Source organism: Thioalkalivibrio sp. ALE30 (assembly GCF_000377465.1).
Lineage (GTDB): Bacteria > Pseudomonadota > Gammaproteobacteria > Ectothiorhodospirales > Ectothiorhodospiraceae > Thioalkalivibrio.
In genome coordinates this window covers 85,702-104,018 of the sequence record NZ_KB898172.1, presented here as the reverse complement: position 1 = coordinate 104,018, position 18,317 = coordinate 85,702, and the positions used below count along the sequence as shown (strand labels likewise).

The window sequence follows — 18,317 nt, the reverse complement described above, 5'->3', positions numbered from 1 at the left end:
ATGGCCACGGCTGAGCCGGCGACCCGCACCACCTGTCCCTATTGCGGGGTGGGTTGCGGCGTGGAGGTGACCGCGACGCCGGGCGGCGAGTTTCCGGTCGCGGTGCGCGGCGACCCCGCCCATCCGGCGAATGCCGGGCGCCTGTGCTCCAAGGGCGCGGCACTGGCCGAGACCCTAGGCGACGAGGGCCGGCTGCTGCACCCGGAGATCGGCGGGCGGCGTGTCGACTGGGAGACCGCGCTGGATCATGTGGCGGACGGCTTTCGCGAGACGATCGCGGCGCACGGGCCGGATGCGGTCGCCCTGTACGTCTCCGGGCAGATCCTGACCGAGGACTACTACGTCGCCAACAAGCTGATGAAGGGCTTCATCGGCTCGGCCAATATCGATACCAACTCCCGGCTCTGCATGTCCACGGCCGTGGCCGCCCATACCCGCGCCTTCGGGGTGGATGGCGTGCCGGGGAGCTATACCGACCTCGAACAGGCCGATCTGGTCGTGGTGACGGGCTCCAACATGGCCTGGGCCCACCCGGTCCTGTTCCAGCGCCTGCAGGCCGCCCGCGCGGCGCGCCCGGAGATGAAGCTGGTGGTGATCGACCCGCGGCGCACGGCCACCGCCCAGGCGGCCGACCTGCACCTGCCGCTGGCGCCGGGCTCGGATGCCTGGCTGTTCAACGGCCTGCTGGACCACCTGCGCCGGGAGGATGCGCTGGACCCCGGCTTCCTGGAGCGCCATGTCGATGGCTTCGCCGACGCCCTGGCGGCCGCGCGAGCCTCCAGCCCGTCGGTCGCCGCGACCGCCGAGGCCTGCGAGCTGGAGCCGGAGGCCGTGGCGACGTTCTTCCAGTGGTTTGCCCGTACCGAGCGCACCGTGACCGCCTTCTGCCAGGGCATCAACCAGTCCGACAGCGGCGTGGACAAGGCCGGGACGATCCTCAATGTGCACCTGGCCACTGGCCGCATCGGGCGCCCGGGCATGGGCCCGTTCTCGCTGACCGGCCAGCCGAACGCAATGGGCGGGCGCGAGGTCGGCGGACTGGCCAGCCAGCTGGCCGCACACATGGGCTTCGACGACGCGGCCCTGGACCGGGTCGGGCGCTTCTGGGGCGCATCGAACCTCGCCCGCCAGCCGGGCCTGAAGGCGCTGGACCTGTTCCGCGCGGTCGAGTCGGGGCAGGTGAAGGCGGTCTGGATCATCGGCACCAATCCGCTGTTCAGCCTGCCCGAGGCCGCGCGCTTCGAGCAGGCCCTGGCCGCATGCCCGCTGGTCGTGGTCTCCGACTGCGTGCGCGAGACCGAGACCACGCGGGTAGCCGACGTCCTGCTGCCGGCGACCACCTGGGGCGAGAAGGACGGCACGGTAACCAACTCCGAGCGCCGCATCTCGCGCCAGCGCCCGTTCCGGGCGCCCCCGGGCGAGGCCCGCCACGACTGGTGGGCGCTGGCCCGGGTCGCGCAGCGGCTGGGTTTCGCCGACGCCTTTCCCTACACCCGCCCGGGCGAAATATTCCGCGAGCATGCGGCGCTGTCCGCCTTCGAGAACCACGGCACGCGCGACTTCGATATCGGCGCCCTGGCCGGGCTGTCCGACGCCGAGTACGAGGCCCTGGAGCCGGTGCAGTGGCCGCTGCCGGCGGGGAGCCGGACCGGTGCCGAACACCTCTATGCCGATGGCCGTTTCTTTACCGCCAATGGCCGGGCGCGGCTCGCGGCCGTGACTCCGCAGGCCCCGACCGACCCCGTCGCTGCCGACTATCCGCTGCGCCTGAACACCGGCCGCATCCGCGACCAGTGGCACAGCATGACCCGTACGGGATGCACCCCGCGCTTGAGTGCGCATCAGCCGGAGCCGTTCGTCGAGATCCATCCGGTGGATGCCGGGCTGTTCCGGGTCCAGGCCGGCGATCTCGCCGAGGTGACCAGTCGCCACGGACGCCTGCTGGCGCGGGTACAGGTGAGCCGCGAGCAGCGCCCGGGCAGCGTGTTCGTGCCCATGCACTGGAGCCGGCCGATCGCGCGGCTCGCCCGGGTCGATGCGCTGGTGCCCGCGCATGTCGACCCGGTCTCCGGTCAGCCGGCGTTCAAGCACACGGCTGTGGCCGTGTGCCCGGCGGCGCTGGACTGGCACGGCTTCGTGCTGAGCCGCGAGCCGGTCGCTGCGCCCGCAGCCGACTATGCGGTCACCGCCCGTGGTCCCCGGCACCTGCGCATCGAACTGGCCGGGCGGGGCGCACCGCCCACGATGGATGCGTGGCGCGAACGCCTGGACGGGCCGGGGGAATGGCTGGAGTTCGCCGATCCCGCCGGGGGCCGCTACCGCGCCGCGCGGATCCACGAGGGCCGGCTCGCCTGCGTGCTGTTCGCGGGTCCCGACCGGGGCCTGCCCGAGCGCGAGTGGCTGGCGGGCCTGTTCGCGGCCGAGACCATCAGCGATACCGAGCGCATGGCGCTCCTGACCGGGCGACCGCCGAACGGGCAGGTCGCGCGCGGGCGCATGGTGTGTGCCTGCTTCGGCGTGGACGAGACGCGAATCCGAGCCGCGATCCGCGAGCAGGGGCTGGCCACCTGCGAGGCCGTGGGTGCGTCCCTCGAGGCGGGGACCAACTGTGGCTCCTGCCGACCCGAGATCCAGACCCTGTTGAATGAAGAAGCCGAGGTGCCCACGAACCCCGTGGCGCGGGAGGGATAAGCATGGAACACCTGCCGATTTATATGCAGTTGCACGGCCGCGAGGCCCTGGTGGTCGGGGCCGGGCCGGTGGCCACGCGCAAGGCCGCGTTGCTGCTGGAGGCCGGGGCGCGAGTGCGCCTGCGCTCCCCCGAGTACAGCGAGGCCGCCGAGCGCCTGCTGCGCGAGAAAACGGGGTCGATCAGACGCGATCCGGGGGTCTATGACACCGAATGCCTGGATCGTGTGGCGATCGTGATTGCTGCCACCGACGATGCGGCGGTCAACCGCCAGGTCTCGGAGGACTGCGTCGCGCGCTCGATCCCGGTGAACGTGGCCGACCAGCCCGAGCTTTGCAGCTTCATCCTGCCGGCGATTGTGGAGCGCGGGCCGCTGACCATCGCGATCGGCTCGGGTGGCCGCGCCCCGGTGCTGGTGCGCCTGCTGCGCGCGAAGATCGAGAGCCTGATCCCGGCCGGCTATGGCCGGCTGGCCGATCTCGCCGGGCGGCTACGCGACCGGGTGCGCGCCCGTTTCGACCATGTGAACGCCCGCCGCGCCTTCTGGGAGCGGGCCTTTGCCGGGCCGGCCACCGAGCTGGCCCTGGCCGGGCGCATGGACGCGGCCGAGGCGCGCCTGGAACAGGACCTGGCGGACGCCGCGGCTAGTACGCCGGGCGAGGTCTACCTGATCGGCGCCGGGCCGGGCGATCCCGACCTGCTGACCTTTCGCGCGCTGCGCCTGCTGCAGCAGGCGGATGTGGTCGTCTACGACCGCCTGGTGTCCTCCGAGGTGGTGAACCTGGCGCGGCGCGAGGCCGAGCGTTTCTATGTCGGCAAGGAGCGCGACCACCACTGCGTGCCGCAGGAGGAGATCAGCGCGCTGCTCTCCCGGCTGGCGCGCGAGGGCAAGCGCGTGGCGCGGCTGAAGGGCGGCGACCCGTTCGTGTTCGGCCGGGGCGGCGAGGAGCTGGACGTGCTGGCGCGCGACGGCGTGGCCTACCAGGTCGTCCCCGGCATTACCGCGGCCAGCGGCTGCGCCGCCTATGCGGGCATACCGCTGACCCACCGCGACCATGCCCAGTCGGTGCGGTTCATCACCGGCCATACCCGCGAAGGGCGGCTGGATGTGGACTGGTCGCAGCTGACCAGTACCCGCGAGACCCTGGTGTTTTATATGGGCCGCAAGGGGGTGGGCGAGATCTGCCGGGGGCTGAAGGGTGCCGGCCGCGCCGGACAGACCCCGGCGGCGATCATCGAGAACGGCACCACCGCCCGCCAGCGCGTGGTCAGCGGCACGCTGGATACCCTGGCCGCGCGTGCCGAGCGCGAGCAGGTGGGTTCGCCCAGCCTGATCGTGATCGGCGAGGTGGTGGCCTGCCACGCGCGTCTGGCCTGGTTCCAGCCGGATGACGGGGCCGCCACGATGTTTCCACAGCCGATGCCGGTGCCAATGTCGGGGTCGGGGCCGCGCACTGCGGCGGTGAGTGCGGCGTGACGGCCGCATCCGTCCTGCCGGAGGCGGCGGCCGGCGCCCTCGCGGGTCGCCGGGTGGCCTTGCCGGAGAGCCGGGCGCTGGAGGTCTTCGCCGGTCTGCTGGAGCGGCGCGGGGCCGAGGTCTGGCGCTGCCCGCTGATCGCGATCCACGACAGCCCCGACCGCACGGCGATCGAGGCCTGGCTGCACCGGGCGATCGAGGCGCCGTTCGACCGCCTGATCTTCCTGACCGGCGAGGGCTTCACCCGCCTGACCGGTTTTGCCCGGCGTGCCGGGCGCGAGGACGCCTGGCTGGCCGCCGTGGCGCGGACGCCGACCCTGGTGCGCGGCCCCAAGCCCGGACGGGCGATGAAGCCCTTCGGCGTGCGGCCGGATGCGGTCGCGGCCGCGCCGACGACCGAAGGCATCATCGAGACCCTTTCTGGGCAGGATCTGGCCGGACAGCGTATCGGGGTGCAGCTCTACGGCGCTGAACCCAACCGCCGCCTGCTCGAGTTCCTGGAGCAGGCGGGCGCCGAGGTCTTCCCGGTCTGGCCCTACCGCTATGCGGACGCCGCCGAGACCGGGTGCGTGACCGGGCTGATCGAGGCCCTGATCGCGGGGGAGGTCGATGCGATCGCCTTCACCAGCCAGGCCCAGGTGCGGCGCCTGCTGGCGGTTGCCCGGGCCGATGATCGTCACGATGCGTTGCGGGCGGCGCTGGAGGGAACCGTGGTCGCCGCGATTGGCCCGGTGGTGGCCGAGGAACTGCGCACCCACGGCATTTCCCCCGCGGTGGTCCCCGACGGCCGTTACTTCATGAAGCCGCTGGTCTCGGCGCTTACCCGGCATCTGCGGGCGGCTGCGTAGGGAACTTGTGGCCCGGGCGAATGGCCCACGAATTGAACCCCCTGCGTTGATCCGGGCCATGAAACCAACGTCCACACGGCGTTCGCGCCGATCCTTCCTGCGCTGGATGGCCGGCTCTGCCCTGGTGGTCGGGGCGGGCTGGCCGGTCGTCGCGGGTGCCTCCGAAGACCGTGAACCGCAGCGTAAGGTGATTCCGTCCACCGGGGAGAAGATCCCGGTGATCGGCATGGGGACCTGGATCACCTTCAACGTGCCGGAGGACCCGGATGCGCTGGCGGTGCGCACGCGCATCCTCGACACCTTCATCCGTCGCGGCGGCGGAATGATCGACTCCTCCCCGATGTACGGCCGCGCCGAGGCGGTGGTGGGGCACGGTCTGCGCGAGCTGGGGCATCCGGAAGGTGCCTTCGCGGCCACCAAGGTCTGGACGCGCAGCACCGCTACCGGGCGCGAGCAGCACGCGAAATCCCGGGAACTGTGGGGCGTCGATACGCTCGACCTGCAGCAGGTGCACAACCTGCAGAACTGGGAGGCCCACCTGGAGACGCTGCGGGAGCGTCGCGAGGCGGGGGAGCTGCGCTACATTGGCGTGACCACCTCGCACGGACGCCGCCACGACGAGCTGGAGCGTATCCTGCGGCGCGAGGATCTGGACTTCGTGCAGCTGACCTACAACATCCTCGACCGCGAGGCGGAGCAGCGTCTGCTGCCGCTGGCGCGCGAACACGGGGTGGCGGTGATCGCCAACCGGCCGTTCCGGCGCAAGGCGCTGATCAATCAGTTCGAGGGTCATCCTCTGCCGGACTGGGCGGCGGAGATCGAATGCGCGAACTGGCCGCAGTTCCTGCTCAAGTTCATCGTCTCGCATCCGGACGTGACCTGCGCGATCCCGGCGACCTCGGTCGTGGCGCACATGGAGGAGAACATGGGCGCGCTGTACGGCCCGCTTCCGGATGCCGATATGCGCAGCCGCATGGTTGCCTACGTCGGCGACCTGTAGGAGGCCAGCCCTCTGGCCGACGAGTCTAGTCGCACTCCGAATCGGCCAGAGGGCTGGCCTCCTACAGTAATGACTTTCAACCCATGGATACGGGGTAGATAGATGCTGCCGTTCGATAGCGCCACCTGGCTGGCCATCCTGGGCCAGTACAACACCGCCATCTGGCCGCTGCACGCGGTCGGTGCCCTGCTCGCGCTGGTGGCCGTCGCGCTCGCGTTCACGGGCTGGCGCGGGGCGGCCCGTGTCTTGGGCCTGATGCTGGGCGTGCTGTGGATCTGGACCGGAGTGGTCTTCTTCGGCGGCTCGCTCGCACCCTTCCACTTCGCCTCTGAATGGCTGGCCGGGGTCTTCGTCGCCCAGGGCCTGATGCTGCTGTTCGCGCTGACCCTGATGGGCCAGGCCCGCTTCGGCTGGCCCGGCGGGCTGGCGGGCAGCGGCGCGGTCTTGATGATCGTCTCCGCGCTGGCCGGCTATCCATTGCTCGATCTCGCGCTGACCGGTGCACCCTGGGCCCAGTTGCAGTACGTCGGCGTCGCGCCCGGTCCGACCATGCTGCTGACGCTCGGGCTCCTGCTGCTCGCCCGCCCGCGGCCCCCGCTGGTGCTGGCCATCATCCCGCTCCTGTGGGCGCTGGTCACCGGATTCATCGCCTGGGAGCTGGGCCTCTGGCTGGAATACCTGCCGGCCGCGCTGGGTGTGCTCACCTTCGGGTTGCTGCTGGTGCGCTGGCTGCGTTCGGGTGATCGGGCTCGTTAAGATGACGGCTGATTCCGACAAGGAGACCGTCATGTCCATCGAAGTGATCCATCGGCCGGAGCAGGACCATCTGGAGCGTCTGGGGGTGTTCGACTGGCCGGTGTGGGAGAAGGAGGTTTCGACCTTCCCCTGGCACTACGACGAGCGCGAGGTCTGCTACATCCTGGAAGGCCAGGTGACGGTGACGCCGGATGATGGAGGCGAGCCCGTCACCGTGGGCGAGGGCGATCTGGTGACCTTCCCCGAGGGTATGGGCTGCACCTGGGAGATACACCGCGACATCCGCAAGCACTACCGCTTCGGCTGAGGCTCGTGTCAGTGGATTGAGTTGACCACTGTAACGTTACAGATTACATTTTAGTCGTGTGCCAAGGAAGGCCGATGATCAGGAAGATTCGTCACAAGGGGCTCAAACGGCTTTACGTGAAGGGCGACCGCCGTGGGTTGCCGGCGGACCATGTGGAAGACCTGGAAGATATTCTCGCGCTGCTGGATGCGGCGACCCATCCCGGACAGCTGGATCTGCCGGGATTGGATTTTCATCCGCTACGTGGGGATCGCGCGGGCTTTTTCTCGGTGCATGTGAATGGCAACTGGGTTGTCACCTTCACGTTCAGTGGAAACGATGCGGATCAGGTGGATTATGAAGACTACCATTGAGCCTCAGGAACACGCGGCGATGCGGAACCCGCCCCACCCAGGGCGGATCCTGCGCCGGCGTGTGCTGCCCGGGCTGGGCCTTTCGGTGACCGAGTTTGCGCAGCATCTGGGGATGTCCCGCAACGCGGTCTCGCGCGTCCTGAACGAACATGCCGCGATCTCGCCGGACTTTGCCGTGCGCCTCGAGAGCGGTGGCATCGGCGAGGCGCGCCACTGGCTCGCCATGCAGACGAACTTCGATCTGGCGCGGGCCGAATCCCGCGACGAGAACCACATCCGGCGCTTCGCGGCCGCCTGATTGTGGCGGGCCCTTGCGGTCAGCCGCATTGGGCAAGAAGTTCAGCCAGTCGAAGCGTCGGTTCGCGCCCGGGCTGGCAGCAACCGCCAGCACAGGGTGCGGTTGCGCGCAGCGACACGCACCTTCGGGTCCACGATCCCCGGGCTTCGTCATCCCGGAAACCGCGTAGCGGTTATCCGGGATCTCCGCGGTTGGGGGTGTCCCGACGTGGGAGATCCCGGCTCTTCGCTGCGCTGCGGCCGGGATGACGAGGGGGGGGGGGAGTGCGGTGGCCGGGGTTGCTCCATCGAGGAACAGGGCCTGGGAGTAGTCCCCCGAGCTTGGGCTTCCTGCGCCGGGCTGTCGCCGGTACGGCTGACGCTCGGCGCCAATCAGGAAGGAAAAGGATTTCGCTCACGCCCTTCCCGCAGTTTTTGTGGGAGCGCGCGTGCGCGCGAATGCAGGGCCCGATCCGGGGCTGACGCCGGTTCGCGGCCAAGGCCGCTCCCACACGGGCTTTAGCGGGCGAGCCAGTGGGTGTCGAGGGGGGTGTTGAAGGTCTCCTCGACGCGGCGCAGGTAGTAGAGCATGTCGACGGGCAGGTTGATGCCGTCGTGCATCTGCAGGGGATAGAGGTCGGCGGCGATCACGCAGTCGGCGATGGAGGGGTGGCCGAGGTAGAAGCGACTGGCGGCCAGGTGTTTGGCCAGTTCCGGCAGGTGGCTGAGCTTGGCGAGCTGGTTGTAGCCGTCGTAGCGGTCGTTGGCCAGTTCTTCCAGCGACATGCCGAAGCGGTGCTGTACCTGAGCCTTGAAGTCGGCCAGGGCCTCGGCGCTCTCGCCGATGCCGTGAAAGCCCGGTGCCAGCGGGGCGTAGAGGCGGTCCAGTACGATCTCCACCTTGGCGCGCCAGTCCACCAGGGCCTGCCAGGCGTCCTCGGCGATCACGCCGTCGGACAGCGGTTCGCCGGTCGGGAACAGGCGGTCGATGTCGCGCAGCGCGGCGAGCGTGTCGGTGACCAGGGTGCCGTCATCCATCTGCAGGATCGGCGACTGGCGCGCCACGCCCAGCTCGAAGAAAGTCTCGTCGTCGAACCAGTCCAGCGCGCGGGTTTCGAGCTCCACACCCTTGTAGCCACAGGCCAGGCGAAGGCGGTCGGCCTTGGCGTCGTGCGGGAAGTGGTAGAGCGTGGCCACGGGGCTATTTCCCGCGCTGGGCGTGGCTCAGGATGAAGTCCCACTGGTCCTGGGTGATGGGCATGACCGACAGGCGGTTGCCGCGGCGCACCAGCGGGCAGTCCTCGAGCTGCGGCTGCTGCTTCAGCCAATCGAGGGTGATGATATCGCCGAATTTTTCCTCGAAGGCGACGTCGACGCGCAGCCAGCGCGGGTTGTCCGGGTCGCTCTTGGGGTCGTAGTGCGGGTCTTCGGGGTCGAAGGCGCAGGAGTCCGGGTAGGCCTCTTTCTCGATACGCAGGATACCGACGATGCCCGGTGGCTTGGCGTTGGAGTGGTAGAAGAAGGCGAGATCCCCCTTCTTCATCTCGTCGCGCATCATGTTGCGCACCTGGTAGTTGCGGATGCCGTCCCAGGGCTCCACGCCGACGCGCTCCAGGTCGTCGATGCTGAACTCGTCGGGCTCGGACTTCATCAGCCAGTAGGCCATGCGGGCTCCTCGTGCCAAGTGAGGGGGTGGTCAGGTGTGCGTATTGTGCCGCGCGCGGTCCGGCAGCGCATGCCAGCCCTGTTCGGTCACGACGGCATCCAGCGGCACGTCCCAGGGCTGGGTGGGCAGCGCCGGCACGCCCTGCAGCGAGTGGGCTACGCCGATCAGCTTCGGCCGGCCGATGCCGAAGCGGCGCCGGGCGAAGTAGCGGTCGTAGTAGCCCGCCCCCATGCCCATGCGGTTGCCAGCCGTGTCGAAGGCCACCAACGGCATCAGTACCACCTGCATCTCGCGGCGCCAGATGCGCGGGGCATCGGGGCAGGGTTCGGCGATGCCGAAGCCGTTATGACACAGCGCATCCCCGGGCCCCCAGGCATGGAAATGCATGCGGCCGGGGCGTTTGTCGTCCATCACCGGCAGGGCAACGCGGGTGCCGCGTCCGGCCAGGGCGACGGTCAGCGGGGTCAGGTCCACCTCGCCGCGCAGGCCCCGGTAGGCGCCGACGCAGCGCGGCTGCCAGCGCTCGAACCAGCGCAGCAGGTGTTCGCAGATGGCGGCGGAGTGCTGGTCGAGCTGGGCGTCCGACAGCGCGGCGCGGGCGCGGCGCAGGCGCAGGCGCAGGGCGCGCAGATCGTCGGGCGATAGCGGGTCTGGGACGGAGACGGTTTCCGAAGACATAGGGATCGGGCTTGAGAAAAGTGGACGCGCCCCGCGGGCGCCGGCGTGACCTTTGACCTTGAACCTGAGGTTCAGGTGGGAGAAGTCTCCGAATCTTTAGGCTTTCCGCTCGAAGACGGACCTGCACAGCGAAACGGAAGTACTCGGTCCCGTGGTGAAGAATTAAGGCTCAAGGGTACCACCGGGCCACAATCGAACGCCGCAGCGACGCGTCCGGCTCCATTATGGACCAATCGCCCCGGGGTGCGCGCAACCCCCGTGACAGTGGGGGATCCATAGGGATATGAGTGCTTCAGCACTGCTCCCAGGGCAGGCCGTGGTAGCGCCAGCCGCCGCGGGTGGAGCGCTGGTGGTGTTCGTCCAGCGGGCCCTCGAAGCCTTCCTCTACCGAAAAAACATGTTCGATGCCGGCATCCACCAGGGCCTGGCCGGCATCCAGAGTGCGCTTGCCGCTGCGGCAGATCAGGTACAGGGCCGGGGCTTCGTCGCTGTGGTCGCTGACGCCGCCCAGCAGCAGCTTGCGGACCTGGGGCACGAACTGCGGGTTCACCGTCCAGTCCGGTTCGTCGATCCAGGGGATGTGGACCGAACCGGTCGGATGGCCGACAAACAGGTATTCCATGGTCGAGCGGATGTCGATCAGCAGGTCCCGTGGGCGTGCCTGCAGCCGCTCGTAGGTCTCCACCGGCGAGATGCGAATGGGGGTTCTGGAAGGGTTGTCTGGGGGCATGGTCTCGATCCGGCTATCGGGGTGGGCGCCGTCCCTGGCGCCCGAGTGGACTACATCACGAAGTCGAGACGTTCCTGGACCCGGTCGATCCCGGCTTGCGCGCATTCCTCGTCGAGGTCGCCGCCCGGCGCCCCGGAGACGCCCACCGCACCCAGCATGCTGCCGGCCGCTTCGACGGGTAAGCCACCGGCCAGCATGATGATGCCGTCCACATGGTTCATCTCCATGCGGATGTCTTCGCGGTTGTCGCGGAAGTTGGCGGAGGTAGTGCCGGACATGGTGACGGCGCGGGCCTTGTCGCCGGCGATCTGGATGGTCTGCACGCCCGCCATGCGATCGCGCAGGACCACCTGGTCGTTGCCGGCCCGGTCGACCACAACGACCGAGGTCTGGTACCCCATGTCGCGGCAGGCCTCGACGGCGCCCATGGCGATGTCATTGGCCAGCTCCAGGGTCATGAAGCGCTGGGTGTAGACGTCATCGGCCTGGGCGCTGCTGGTCAGGCCCAGGCAGAGGGCGGCAACGGCGCCGGTGGCGAGTCGGGTCAGGGATTTCGGCATGGTGTCCTCCTTTTGTGGTCTTTAATGCTGCACACCGATCATGGCAGATAGGGGACGGGGTTGCCGAGGGCTGCATTCCACAGGCTGCCGACCGGCCGCCGGGTAGGGGAACAGGCGACAGCCGCGCCGCCCGCGGCTACACTACGCGCATGTCGGGAAACAGCTTTGGACGACTGTTCGTCGTCAGTACCTTTGGTGAGAGTCACGGGCCGGCCCTGGGCGCGGTGGTGGACGGTTGTCCGCCCGGTCTGGAGCTGTGCGAGGCGGATCTGCAGTTCGATCTCGACCGCCGCCGGCCGGGGCAGTCGCGCCACACTACCCAGCGGCGCGAGCCGGACCAGGTGCGAATCCTCTCGGGCGTGTTCGAGGGTCGCACCACCGGCACGCCGATCGGGCTGCTGATCGAGAACGTGGATCAGCGTTCCAAGGACTACAGCGAGATCATGGATCGCTTCCGTCCCGGGCATGCGGACTACACCTACCATCAGAAATACGGCGTGCGCGACTATCGCGGCGGCGGGCGCAGCTCCGCGCGCGAGACGGCGTTGCGGGTTGCGGCCGGCGGCATCGCCCGGCGCTACCTTGAACAGCGCTACGGCATCACCATCCGCGGCTGGCTGTCCCAGCTGGGCCCGATCGCGCTGGAGGCGAAGCAGCCGGAGATCGCCAACGACAACCCGTTCTTCTCCCCGGACCCGGACAAGGTGCCGGAGCTGGAGGAGTACATGGACGCCCTGCGCAAGTCGGGCGACTCCATCGGCGCGCGGGTCACCGTCGAGGCCACCGGCGTGCCGGCCGGCTGGGGCGAGCCGGTATTCGACCGCCTGGATGCCGAGCTGGCGCATGCGCTGATGAGTATCAATGCGGTTAAGGGCGTGGAGATCGGCGCGGGCTTTGAGTCCGTGACCCAGCGCGGCACCGAGCACCGTGACGAGATCACCCCCGAGGGCTTCCTGTCCAACCACGCCGGTGGCGTGCTGGGCGGGATCAGCACCGGCCAGGCGGTGCGCGCCAGCATCGCGATGAAGCCGACCTCCAGCATCCGTCTGCCCGGGCGCAGCATCAACACCGCGGGCGAGCCGGTCGAGGTGGTGACCAAGGGGCGGCACGACCCCTGCGTGGGCATCCGCGCGACCCCGATCGCCGAGGCGATGATGGCCCTGGTGCTGATGGATCACGCTCTGCGCCATCGCGGGCAGAACGCGGACGTGGCGGATACCGGCCTCGCACTGCGCGATCATTCCGGCGAATGACGCGGCCGTCCGGCCGTAGTCTCCTGAACCGCTAGGGCCCCTGCAATGGCCGTGACGCAGAACGCGCGCCTGTCCGGGGTCTATTTCTTCTACTTCGCCAGCCTCGGTGCGTTCATGCCGTTCTGGGGGCCGTATCTCTCCGAGGAGGGGTTCAGCGGCGCCCAGATCGGCGAACTGATGGCGATCGTGCTGGCGACCAAGATCATCGCCCCGAACGTCTGGGGATGGCTGGCGGATCGCGCCGGTGCACACATGCCGATCGCGCGCTGGGGCGCGCTGGCCGGGGCGGTCGCCTTCACCGGCGTGTTGCTGTACACCGGCTACTGGTGGCTGGCGGTGGTGATGGCCGCCTACAGCTTCTTCTGGAATGCGATCCTGCCGCAATTCGAGGCGACCACCATGCGCTCGCTGGGGCAGGATGCGCACCGCTATGCCCTGGTGCGGCTATGGGGCTCGGTGGGCTTTATCGTCGCGGTGGCGCTGCTGGGCTGGGCCTTCGATCACATCGACGTGGCCTGGCTGCCGTGGATCGTGCTGGCGATCCTGATCGCGGTGGTGGCGGCCGCGCAGTTCGTGCGCGAACCGGCGCGCAACCACGAGGAAGACAACAACGCCCCACCGCTACTGACCGTGCTGCGCCGGCCGGAGGTGATCGCGCTGTTCGTGGCCTGCTTCTTCATGCAGGCCAGCCATGGGCCCTACTACGCCTTCTTCACCCTGTACCTGGAACAGGCCGGGTTCTCGCGCGCGGTGGCCGGGCAGCTGTGGGCGCTGGGGGTCGCGGCCGAGGTGGTGCTGTTCCTGCTGATGCCGCGGCTGATCCTGCGCTTCGGGGCCTGGCTGCTGGTGTCGGCGGCCCTTATTCTGACCACGCTGCGCTGGGGGCTGCTGGCGGCGGTGCCGGATTCGCTGCCGATGTTGCTGTTCATTCAGGTGCTGCATGCGGCCAGCTACGGGGTGTACCACGCGGCGGCGATCTCGCTGATCCACTATTTCTTCCCGGGCCGGCTGCAGGGGCGCGGGCAGGCGCTGTACTCCTCGCTGGCCTTCGGGCTGGGCGGGGCGATGGGCTCGCTGGTGGCCGGCTACCTGTGGGACGGCATCAGCCCGGCCTCGGTGTACGTGTTCGCGGCGTTCCTCGCCGCAGCCGGGGTGATCGCCTCGGTGTACGGCGAGTGGCGTTTCCGCACCCCGGTGCGAACCCTGTAACTGGCGCGTTGCGGCAAAGCTTCGTAGGGTGCGCATACCCCGATGGAACGACAGAACCGGATGGAACAAACGATGATTCGAATTGCGATTGCGGGCGCCGGCGGGCGCATGGGCCAGAACCTGGTGCAGGCGGTGGACGAGCACCCCGAGGCGCGGCTGGGCGCGGCCAGCGAGCGGCCGGGTAGCGAGGCGATTGGCGCGGTCGTCGGTCAGGAGGGCCAGGTACGCCTGGTCGAGGACCTGGCAACCGTGACCGACGATTTCGACGTGCTGATCGACTTCACCGCGCCGCAGGCCACCATGCAGCACCTCGATCTGTGCGCGCGCGCCGGCAAGGCCCTGGTGATCGGGACCACTGGTCTCGACGCGGATCAGGAGCAGCGTCTGCGCGATGCGGCGGCCACCATGCCGATCGTGTACGCGCCGAACATGAGTGTTGGGGTGAACCTGACCTTCAAGCTGGTGGAGCTGGCGGCGCGGGCGCTGGGCGACAGCGTGGACGTCGAGATTCTGGAAGCGCACCACCGCCACAAGGTCGATGCCCCCTCCGGTACCGCGCTGAAGCTGGGGCGTGTGGTCGCGGAGACGCTGGGACGGGACCTGGAGCACGATGCCGTGTATGGTCGCGAGGGCCAGACCGGCGCCCGCGACCGTCGTACCATTGGCTTCGCCACGGTACGTGGTGGCGACATCGTGGGTGAACACACCACGCTGTTCGCGGGCGACGGTGAGCGTGTGGAGATCACCCATAAGGCCTCCAGCCGGACCGTGTTTGCTTCCGGTGCGGTGCGGGCCGCCGTCTGGCTGGCTGGTGCTGGCAATGGGCTGTTCGATATGCAGGATGTACTGGGGTTGCGGGACCTCTAACCGGCGGCGCCGACAGGCGCTTCATCGGCCTCAGTATCCTTTGCTGTCCGTGTCTCGGTGCCTTCGTCTAGCCGCCTGCCTAGTGTTGGCTGGTCCTGGTTCGACATCCGGTGTTTAGGGTGCCTTCGGTCCGCCGCTTGCGTTGTATTGGTGGCTGGTCCCGGTTCATCCTTCGGTGTTTACGCTGCCTTCGGTCTACATACTGCCGTGCGCTGACTCGCCAGCGCGCCCCGAGGCACTTTCTTGCTTGCCCAAGAAAGTGCCCAAAGAAGGGCACCCGGATTTCGCCCGGGAACCTTGCTCCGGACGTGCTGGGCCGGCGGCGCTGAACTCGCTGCGCCTTCGGCTCCGCTCAGACATCCAGCGCCCCGAATTTATAGAAAACGGGCCGGCCCGAGAACCCTTCCGCAAGGGGCTCCATACGGGAGGCGAAGGTCAAAACCGACCGTATCCCTACGCTTACTCCTAACCATAGGCAGCGCCACCCGAAAGCCCCGGCGCCCGCTACGCGGGCGCGGCACGCAACGGCCGAAGGCCGAGCGTGCCCAGATGTCCGAAGACCTAGCCTTCGTCCACTCGCAATATCGTCGGGACGGCCGTTGTTTTGACCTGCCTCCCCGTTGTCGTCGCGCCGAGCGGAGAGGGTTTTCGCGGGATCAGAGGCGCTGGATGTCTGAGCGGAGCCGAAGGCGCAGCGAGTTCAGCGCCGCCCGCGAAAAGCCTCGGAGCGAGGGAAACCCCGGCCCGCGAAGCGGGCCGGGGTCGCGGCAGTCGGGCGTGTTTCTTGGTGACTTCTTTGCACGAGCAAAGAAGTCACTCGGGGCGCGCTGGCGAGTCAGCGCCGGGCAGGCGGCGGACCGAAGGCACGTAAACACCGGATGCCGAACGAGGACCTGCCACTACGAGGCAGGCGGTGAGCCGAAGGCACCGTAAATGCGACCGGCGGACCAGCCGGGAAGGGGCGGGGCTGGCCGCTAAAGGGCGTCGAGGACTTCGGAGAGGCGCGAGACCGCGACGACTTCCATGCCCTTGATGGGCTTGCGCGGCGCGTTGGCCGCCGGCGCGATGGCCCGCGTGTAGCCGTGCTTGGCCGCCTCGCGCAGGCGCTCCTCGCCATTCGGCACCGGCCGGATCTCGCCCGCCAGCCCGACCTCGCCAAAGGCCAGCATCTCCTGCGGCAGTGGCCGGTCGCGAAAACTCGACAGCGCGGCCGCGAGCATCGGCAGGTCGGCGGCCGTCTCGGTCACGCGCACGCCGCCGACCACATTGATGAAGACATCCTGGTCGAACAGGGCGACGCCCCCGTGCCGGTGAAGCACGGCCAGCAGCATGGTCAGGCGGTTCTGCTCCAGCCCCACGGTGATGCGCCGCGGTTGCGAGGCATGGCTCTCTGCGACCAGGGCCTGAACCTCGACCAGCAGCGGCCGCGTGCCCTCGCGGGTGACCATCACGACGCTGCCGGGCACCGGGCCCTGGTGGCGGGAGAGGAAGATTGCGGAAGGGTTGGAGACGGCCTTCAGGCCGTTCTCCAGCATGGCGAACACACCCAGTTCGTTGACGGCGCCGAAACGGTTCTTTACCGCGCGCAGCATGCGGTAGCGCCCGTCCGGGTCGCCCTCGAAATACAGCACGGTGTCGACCATGTGCTCCAGCACGCGCGGCCCCGCGAGCTGGCCGTCCTTGGTCACATGCCCCACCAGAATCACGGTGATGCCGCGCTGCTTGGCCAGGCGCACCAGGGCGGCGGCGCTCTCGCGCACCTGGCCGACCGAGCCGGGCGCGGATTGCAGCGCGGCGGTGTAGAGCGTCTGGATGGAGTCGATCACCAGCACTCGAGGGCGTTCGCGCTCGCAGGTGGCGATCACGTTCTCCACCTGGGTCTCGGTGAGCAGGCGCAGCCCGTCGACCTCCAGACCAAGGCGCCGGGCCCGCATGCCGATCTGCTGGGCCGACTCCTCGCCGGTCACGTAGAGCGTGTCGCCGACCGGCAGCATCGCCAGGGTCTGCAGCAGCAGGGTGGACTTGCCGATCCCCGGGTCGCCCCCCAGCAGCACCACCGAGCCGTGGACCAGCCCGCCACCCAGCGCGCGGTCCAGCTCCGACAGCCCGGTGCCGGTGCGCGGGACCTCGGCCAGCTCGACCTCGCCCAGCCGGGTGATGCCGGCGGCCTCGCCGGCGTAGCCGCCGCGCGGGCCGGCGCTGGCGGCCGGGGTGGCCTCCTCGAGGGTGTTCCAGGCGCCGCAGTCGCCGCACTGGCCGGCCCATTTGGGGCTGACCGCGCCGCAATCCCGGCAGACGTACTGGGTCTTTGCCTTCGCCATCAGGCTTCCTTGTTGTCGGGCGTGGCGGGCAGGTCCGGTGCGACCACGCGCACGGTGCGGATGGTGTTGTTCTTGATCTGGGCGATATCCATCACCACGCCGTTGATCTTCACGCTCACCGGTGCCTCGGGGATGCTCTCCAGGTGTTCGACGATCAGGCCGCTCAGGGTCTTGGGGCCGTCCTGCGGCAGGTCCAGACCGAGGGCGCGGTTGAGTTCGCGCAGGTGGATGCCGCCGTCGACCATGGCGGAGCCGTCTTCCTGGCGCAGCACGTCGTCGCTCATCGCCGGCGAATCGGTGGTGAACTCCCCGACGATCTCCTCCAACAGGTCTTCCAGGGTGATCAGCCCCTCGATATCGCCGTACTCGTCCACGACCAGGCCAATCCGTTTCTTCTGTTGCTGGAAGTTGATCAGCTGGCGGTTGAGTGCCGTGCCCTCGGGGATGAAATACGGGGGCGTCACCACCTGGCGCAGGTCGTCGGGGCCGAATTCGTCGCGCTCGACCAGGGGCAGCACGTCACGGCGGTGGATGAAGCCGACGATACGGTCCAGCTCGCCTTCCACCACGGGCAGGCGCGTGAAGCTCCCGTGGATCAGCTGGTCCTCGACTTCGTTCCATGGCTCGTTCAGGTCGATCACCACGATCTCGTTGCGCGGGATCATGATGTCCTCGACCGTGGTGCGCTCGAGGTCCAGCAGGTTCAGCAGCATGCGCTGGTGATTGGCTGGGATCAGTGCGCCGGCCTCCGAGACCACGCTGCGCAGTTCATCGGTATTCAGCGCGGCGCGCTGGCCGGCGTTCATGTGCACGCCGAACAGGCGCAGCACCCCGTTGGCCATCAGGTTGATCAGCCACACCACCGGCCACATCACCCTGATCAGGCCGGAGTAGACCCATGCGGCGGGGTAGGCGATGCGCTCGCTGTGCAGAGCCGCGAGGGTCTTCGGGGCGGTCTCGGCGAAGATCAGGAGGGTCAGGGTCAGCACGCCCGTGGCGATGGCGACCCCGGTATCCCCGAACAGGCGCCAGCCGATGAAGGTGGCGATCTGCGCGATCAGGATGTTGACGAAGTTGTTGCCCAGCAGGATCAGGCCGATCAGCCGGTCCGGTTTGTCCAGCAGCCGCGCGGCCAGTTGCGCGCCGCGGTGGCCGGTCTGCGCGCGGTGGCGCATCCGGTAGCGGTTCAGCGCCATCAGCGCCGTCTCCGAGCCGGAGAAAAACGCGGACAGCAGGAACAGCACCACCAGGGCGCCGAACAGGACGGACAGCGGGATCTCTTGCAAGGGCGCGGCCTGCGGTCAGGGTTGGGGCGGACGCGGTGGCG

18 protein-coding genes, 1 other RNA gene and 1 pseudogene are annotated in these 18,317 nt (G+C 68.9%); 11 read left to right on the top strand and 9 right to left on the bottom strand.

Annotation, left to right across the window (positions count from 1 at the left end; translation table 11 throughout):
- The 8 genes from D107_RS0108305 to D107_RS0108270 all read left to right on the top strand — a co-directional run bounded on the left by D107_RS0108305 (window position 1) and on the right by D107_RS0108270 (window position 7,728).
- Entirely contained in the window at window positions 1–2,691 is a 2,691-nt protein-coding gene (locus D107_RS0108305) for a nitrate reductase (RefSeq protein ID WP_018881232.1), read from the top strand.
- Between the two features lie 2 nt (window positions 2,692–2,693).
- Window positions 2,694–4,166 (top strand): siroheme synthase CysG, encoded by a 1,473-nt coding sequence (gene cysG / locus D107_RS0108300; RefSeq protein ID WP_018881231.1) that lies wholly within the window; start codon window positions 2,694–2,696, stop codon window positions 4,164–4,166.
- Window positions 4,163–5,014, top strand: a complete 852-nt coding sequence (locus D107_RS0108295) for a uroporphyrinogen-III synthase (RefSeq protein WP_018881230.1) — start codon at window positions 4,163–4,165, stop codon at window positions 5,012–5,014. Before cysG ends, D107_RS0108295 begins: the two co-directional genes overlap by 4 nt.
- A 58-nt stretch (window positions 5,015–5,072) precedes the next feature.
- Window positions 5,073–6,014 carry an aldo/keto reductase gene (locus D107_RS0108290; RefSeq protein ID WP_026280357.1) on the top strand — a complete coding sequence of 314 codons (942 nt, stop codon included), beginning with the start codon at window positions 5,073–5,075 and terminating at the stop codon, window positions 6,012–6,014.
- 102 nt (window positions 6,015–6,116) lie between these two features.
- Window positions 6,117–6,770 (top strand): DUF6064 family protein, encoded by a 654-nt coding sequence (locus D107_RS0108285; protein WP_018876956.1) that lies wholly within the window; start codon window positions 6,117–6,119, stop codon window positions 6,768–6,770.
- Between the two features lie 31 nt (window positions 6,771–6,801).
- Window positions 6,802–7,077, top strand: a complete 276-nt coding sequence (locus D107_RS0108280; RefSeq protein WP_012982192.1) for a cupin domain-containing protein — start codon at window positions 6,802–6,804, stop codon at window positions 7,075–7,077.
- A gap of 74 nt (window positions 7,078–7,151) precedes the next feature.
- The gene (locus tag D107_RS0108275; protein WP_018877995.1) at window positions 7,152–7,430 is read left to right on the top strand and encodes a type II toxin-antitoxin system RelE/ParE family toxin; all 279 of its coding nucleotides are present in this window, start codon (window positions 7,152–7,154) and stop codon (window positions 7,428–7,430) included.
- 19 nt (window positions 7,431–7,449) lie between these two features.
- Window positions 7,450–7,728 carry a HigA family addiction module antitoxin gene (locus D107_RS0108270; protein WP_018877994.1) on the top strand — a complete coding sequence of 93 codons (279 nt, stop codon included), beginning with the start codon at window positions 7,450–7,452 and terminating at the stop codon, window positions 7,726–7,728.
- Between the two features lie 497 nt (window positions 7,729–8,225).
- On the opposite strand, the gene D107_RS0108265 is transcribed toward D107_RS0108270, so the two are convergent.
- The 6 genes from D107_RS0108265 to D107_RS0108245 all read right to left on the bottom strand — a co-directional run bounded on the left by D107_RS0108265 (window position 8,226) and on the right by D107_RS0108245 (window position 11,340).
- Complete coding sequence (locus tag D107_RS0108265; RefSeq protein ID WP_018877993.1) at window positions 8,226–8,903, bottom strand: glutathione S-transferase family protein; 678 nt, start codon at window positions 8,901–8,903, stop codon at window positions 8,226–8,228.
- Between the two features lie 4 nt (window positions 8,904–8,907).
- Window positions 8,908–9,372 (bottom strand): EVE domain-containing protein, encoded by a 465-nt coding sequence (locus tag D107_RS0108260; protein ID WP_017941841.1) that lies wholly within the window; start codon window positions 9,370–9,372, stop codon window positions 8,908–8,910.
- A gap of 30 nt (window positions 9,373–9,402) precedes the next feature.
- Window positions 9,403–10,050 (bottom strand): 5-formyltetrahydrofolate cyclo-ligase, encoded by a 648-nt coding sequence (locus D107_RS0108255; RefSeq protein ID WP_018877992.1) that lies wholly within the window; start codon window positions 10,048–10,050, stop codon window positions 9,403–9,405.
- A 25-nt stretch (window positions 10,051–10,075) separates the two neighbouring features.
- Window positions 10,076–10,261, bottom strand: a non-coding RNA gene (gene ssrS, locus D107_RS13780) — 6S RNA.
- A gap of 81 nt (window positions 10,262–10,342) precedes the next feature.
- The gene (locus D107_RS0108250; protein WP_018877991.1) at window positions 10,343–10,780 is read right to left on the bottom strand and encodes a rhodanese-like domain-containing protein; all 438 of its coding nucleotides are present in this window, start codon (window positions 10,778–10,780) and stop codon (window positions 10,343–10,345) included.
- A gap of 50 nt (window positions 10,781–10,830) precedes the next feature.
- Window positions 10,831–11,340 carry a heme-binding protein gene (locus D107_RS0108245; protein ID WP_018877990.1) on the bottom strand — a complete coding sequence of 170 codons (510 nt, stop codon included), beginning with the start codon at window positions 11,338–11,340 and terminating at the stop codon, window positions 10,831–10,833.
- 149 nt (window positions 11,341–11,489) lie between these two features.
- On the opposite strand from D107_RS0108245, the gene aroC reads away from it, so the two are divergent.
- The 3 genes from aroC to dapB all read left to right on the top strand — a co-directional run bounded on the left by aroC (window position 11,490) and on the right by dapB (window position 14,669).
- Window positions 11,490–12,593: a chorismate synthase gene (aroC, locus tag D107_RS0108240; RefSeq protein ID WP_018866423.1), complete on the top strand. Its 1,104-nt coding sequence runs from the start codon at window positions 11,490–11,492 to the stop codon at window positions 12,591–12,593.
- Window positions 12,594–12,638: 45 nt separating this feature from the next.
- On the top strand, window positions 12,639–13,802 hold the full coding sequence (locus tag D107_RS0108235; protein ID WP_018881229.1) for an MFS transporter: 1,164 nt from the start codon (window positions 12,639–12,641) through the stop codon (window positions 13,800–13,802).
- 72 nt (window positions 13,803–13,874) lie between these two features.
- Window positions 13,875–14,669 carry a 4-hydroxy-tetrahydrodipicolinate reductase gene (gene dapB / locus D107_RS0108230; protein ID WP_018877988.1) on the top strand — a complete coding sequence of 265 codons (795 nt, stop codon included), beginning with the start codon at window positions 13,875–13,877 and terminating at the stop codon, window positions 14,667–14,669.
- Between the two features lie 352 nt (window positions 14,670–15,021).
- Here dapB and D107_RS14185 read toward each other — a convergent pair.
- The 3 genes and pseudogenes from D107_RS14185 to D107_RS0108220 all read right to left on the bottom strand — a co-directional run bounded on the left by D107_RS14185 (window position 15,022) and on the right by D107_RS0108220 (window position 18,276).
- Window positions 15,022–15,218, bottom strand: a pseudogene (locus D107_RS14185) (hypothetical protein).
- Between the two features lie 425 nt (window positions 15,219–15,643).
- The gene (gene radA / locus D107_RS0108225) at window positions 15,644–16,990 is read right to left on the bottom strand and encodes a DNA repair protein RadA (protein WP_018865800.1); all 1,347 of its coding nucleotides are present in this window, start codon (window positions 16,988–16,990) and stop codon (window positions 15,644–15,646) included.
- Window positions 16,990–18,276, bottom strand: a complete 1,287-nt coding sequence (locus D107_RS0108220; protein ID WP_018881228.1) for an HlyC/CorC family transporter — start codon at window positions 18,274–18,276, stop codon at window positions 16,990–16,992. Before D107_RS0108220 ends, radA begins: the two co-directional genes overlap by 1 nt.
- Window positions 18,277–18,317: the final 41 nt, after the last annotated feature.

Excerpts from the sequence above, each read along its gene's own strand:
- D107_RS0108305 (WP_018881232.1), top strand. The coding sequence starts at position 1 with ATGGCCACGGCTGAGCCGGCGACCCGCACCACCTGTCCCTATTGCGGG.
- cysG (WP_018881231.1), top strand. The coding sequence starts at position 2,694 with ATGGAACACCTGCCGATTTATATGCAGTTGCACGGCCGCGAGGCCCTG.
- D107_RS0108290 (WP_026280357.1), top strand. The coding sequence starts at position 5,073 with ATGAAACCAACGTCCACACGGCGTTCGCGCCGATCCTTCCTGCGCTGG.
- D107_RS0108285 (WP_018876956.1), top strand. The coding sequence starts at position 6,117 with ATGCTGCCGTTCGATAGCGCCACCTGGCTGGCCATCCTGGGCCAGTAC.
- D107_RS0108280 (WP_012982192.1), top strand. The coding sequence starts at position 6,802 with ATGTCCATCGAAGTGATCCATCGGCCGGAGCAGGACCATCTGGAGCGT.
- D107_RS0108275 (WP_018877995.1), top strand. The coding sequence starts at position 7,152 with ATGATCAGGAAGATTCGTCACAAGGGGCTCAAACGGCTTTACGTGAAG.
- D107_RS0108270 (WP_018877994.1), top strand. The coding sequence starts at position 7,450 with ATGCGGAACCCGCCCCACCCAGGGCGGATCCTGCGCCGGCGTGTGCTG.
- D107_RS0108260 (WP_017941841.1), bottom strand. The coding sequence starts at position 9,372 with ATGGCCTACTGGCTGATGAAGTCCGAGCCCGACGAGTTCAGCATCGAC.
- D107_RS0108255 (WP_018877992.1), bottom strand. The coding sequence starts at position 10,050 with ATGTCTTCGGAAACCGTCTCCGTCCCAGACCCGCTATCGCCCGACGAT.
- D107_RS0108250 (WP_018877991.1), bottom strand. The coding sequence starts at position 10,780 with ATGCCCCCAGACAACCCTTCCAGAACCCCCATTCGCATCTCGCCGGTG.
- D107_RS0108245 (WP_018877990.1), bottom strand. The coding sequence starts at position 11,340 with ATGCCGAAATCCCTGACCCGACTCGCCACCGGCGCCGTTGCCGCCCTC.
- aroC (WP_018866423.1), top strand. The coding sequence starts at position 11,490 with ATGTCGGGAAACAGCTTTGGACGACTGTTCGTCGTCAGTACCTTTGGT.
- D107_RS0108235 (WP_018881229.1), top strand. The coding sequence starts at position 12,639 with ATGGCCGTGACGCAGAACGCGCGCCTGTCCGGGGTCTATTTCTTCTAC.
- dapB (WP_018877988.1), top strand. The coding sequence starts at position 13,875 with ATGATTCGAATTGCGATTGCGGGCGCCGGCGGGCGCATGGGCCAGAAC.
- radA (WP_018865800.1), bottom strand. The coding sequence starts at position 16,990 with ATGGCGAAGGCAAAGACCCAGTACGTCTGCCGGGATTGCGGCGCGGTC.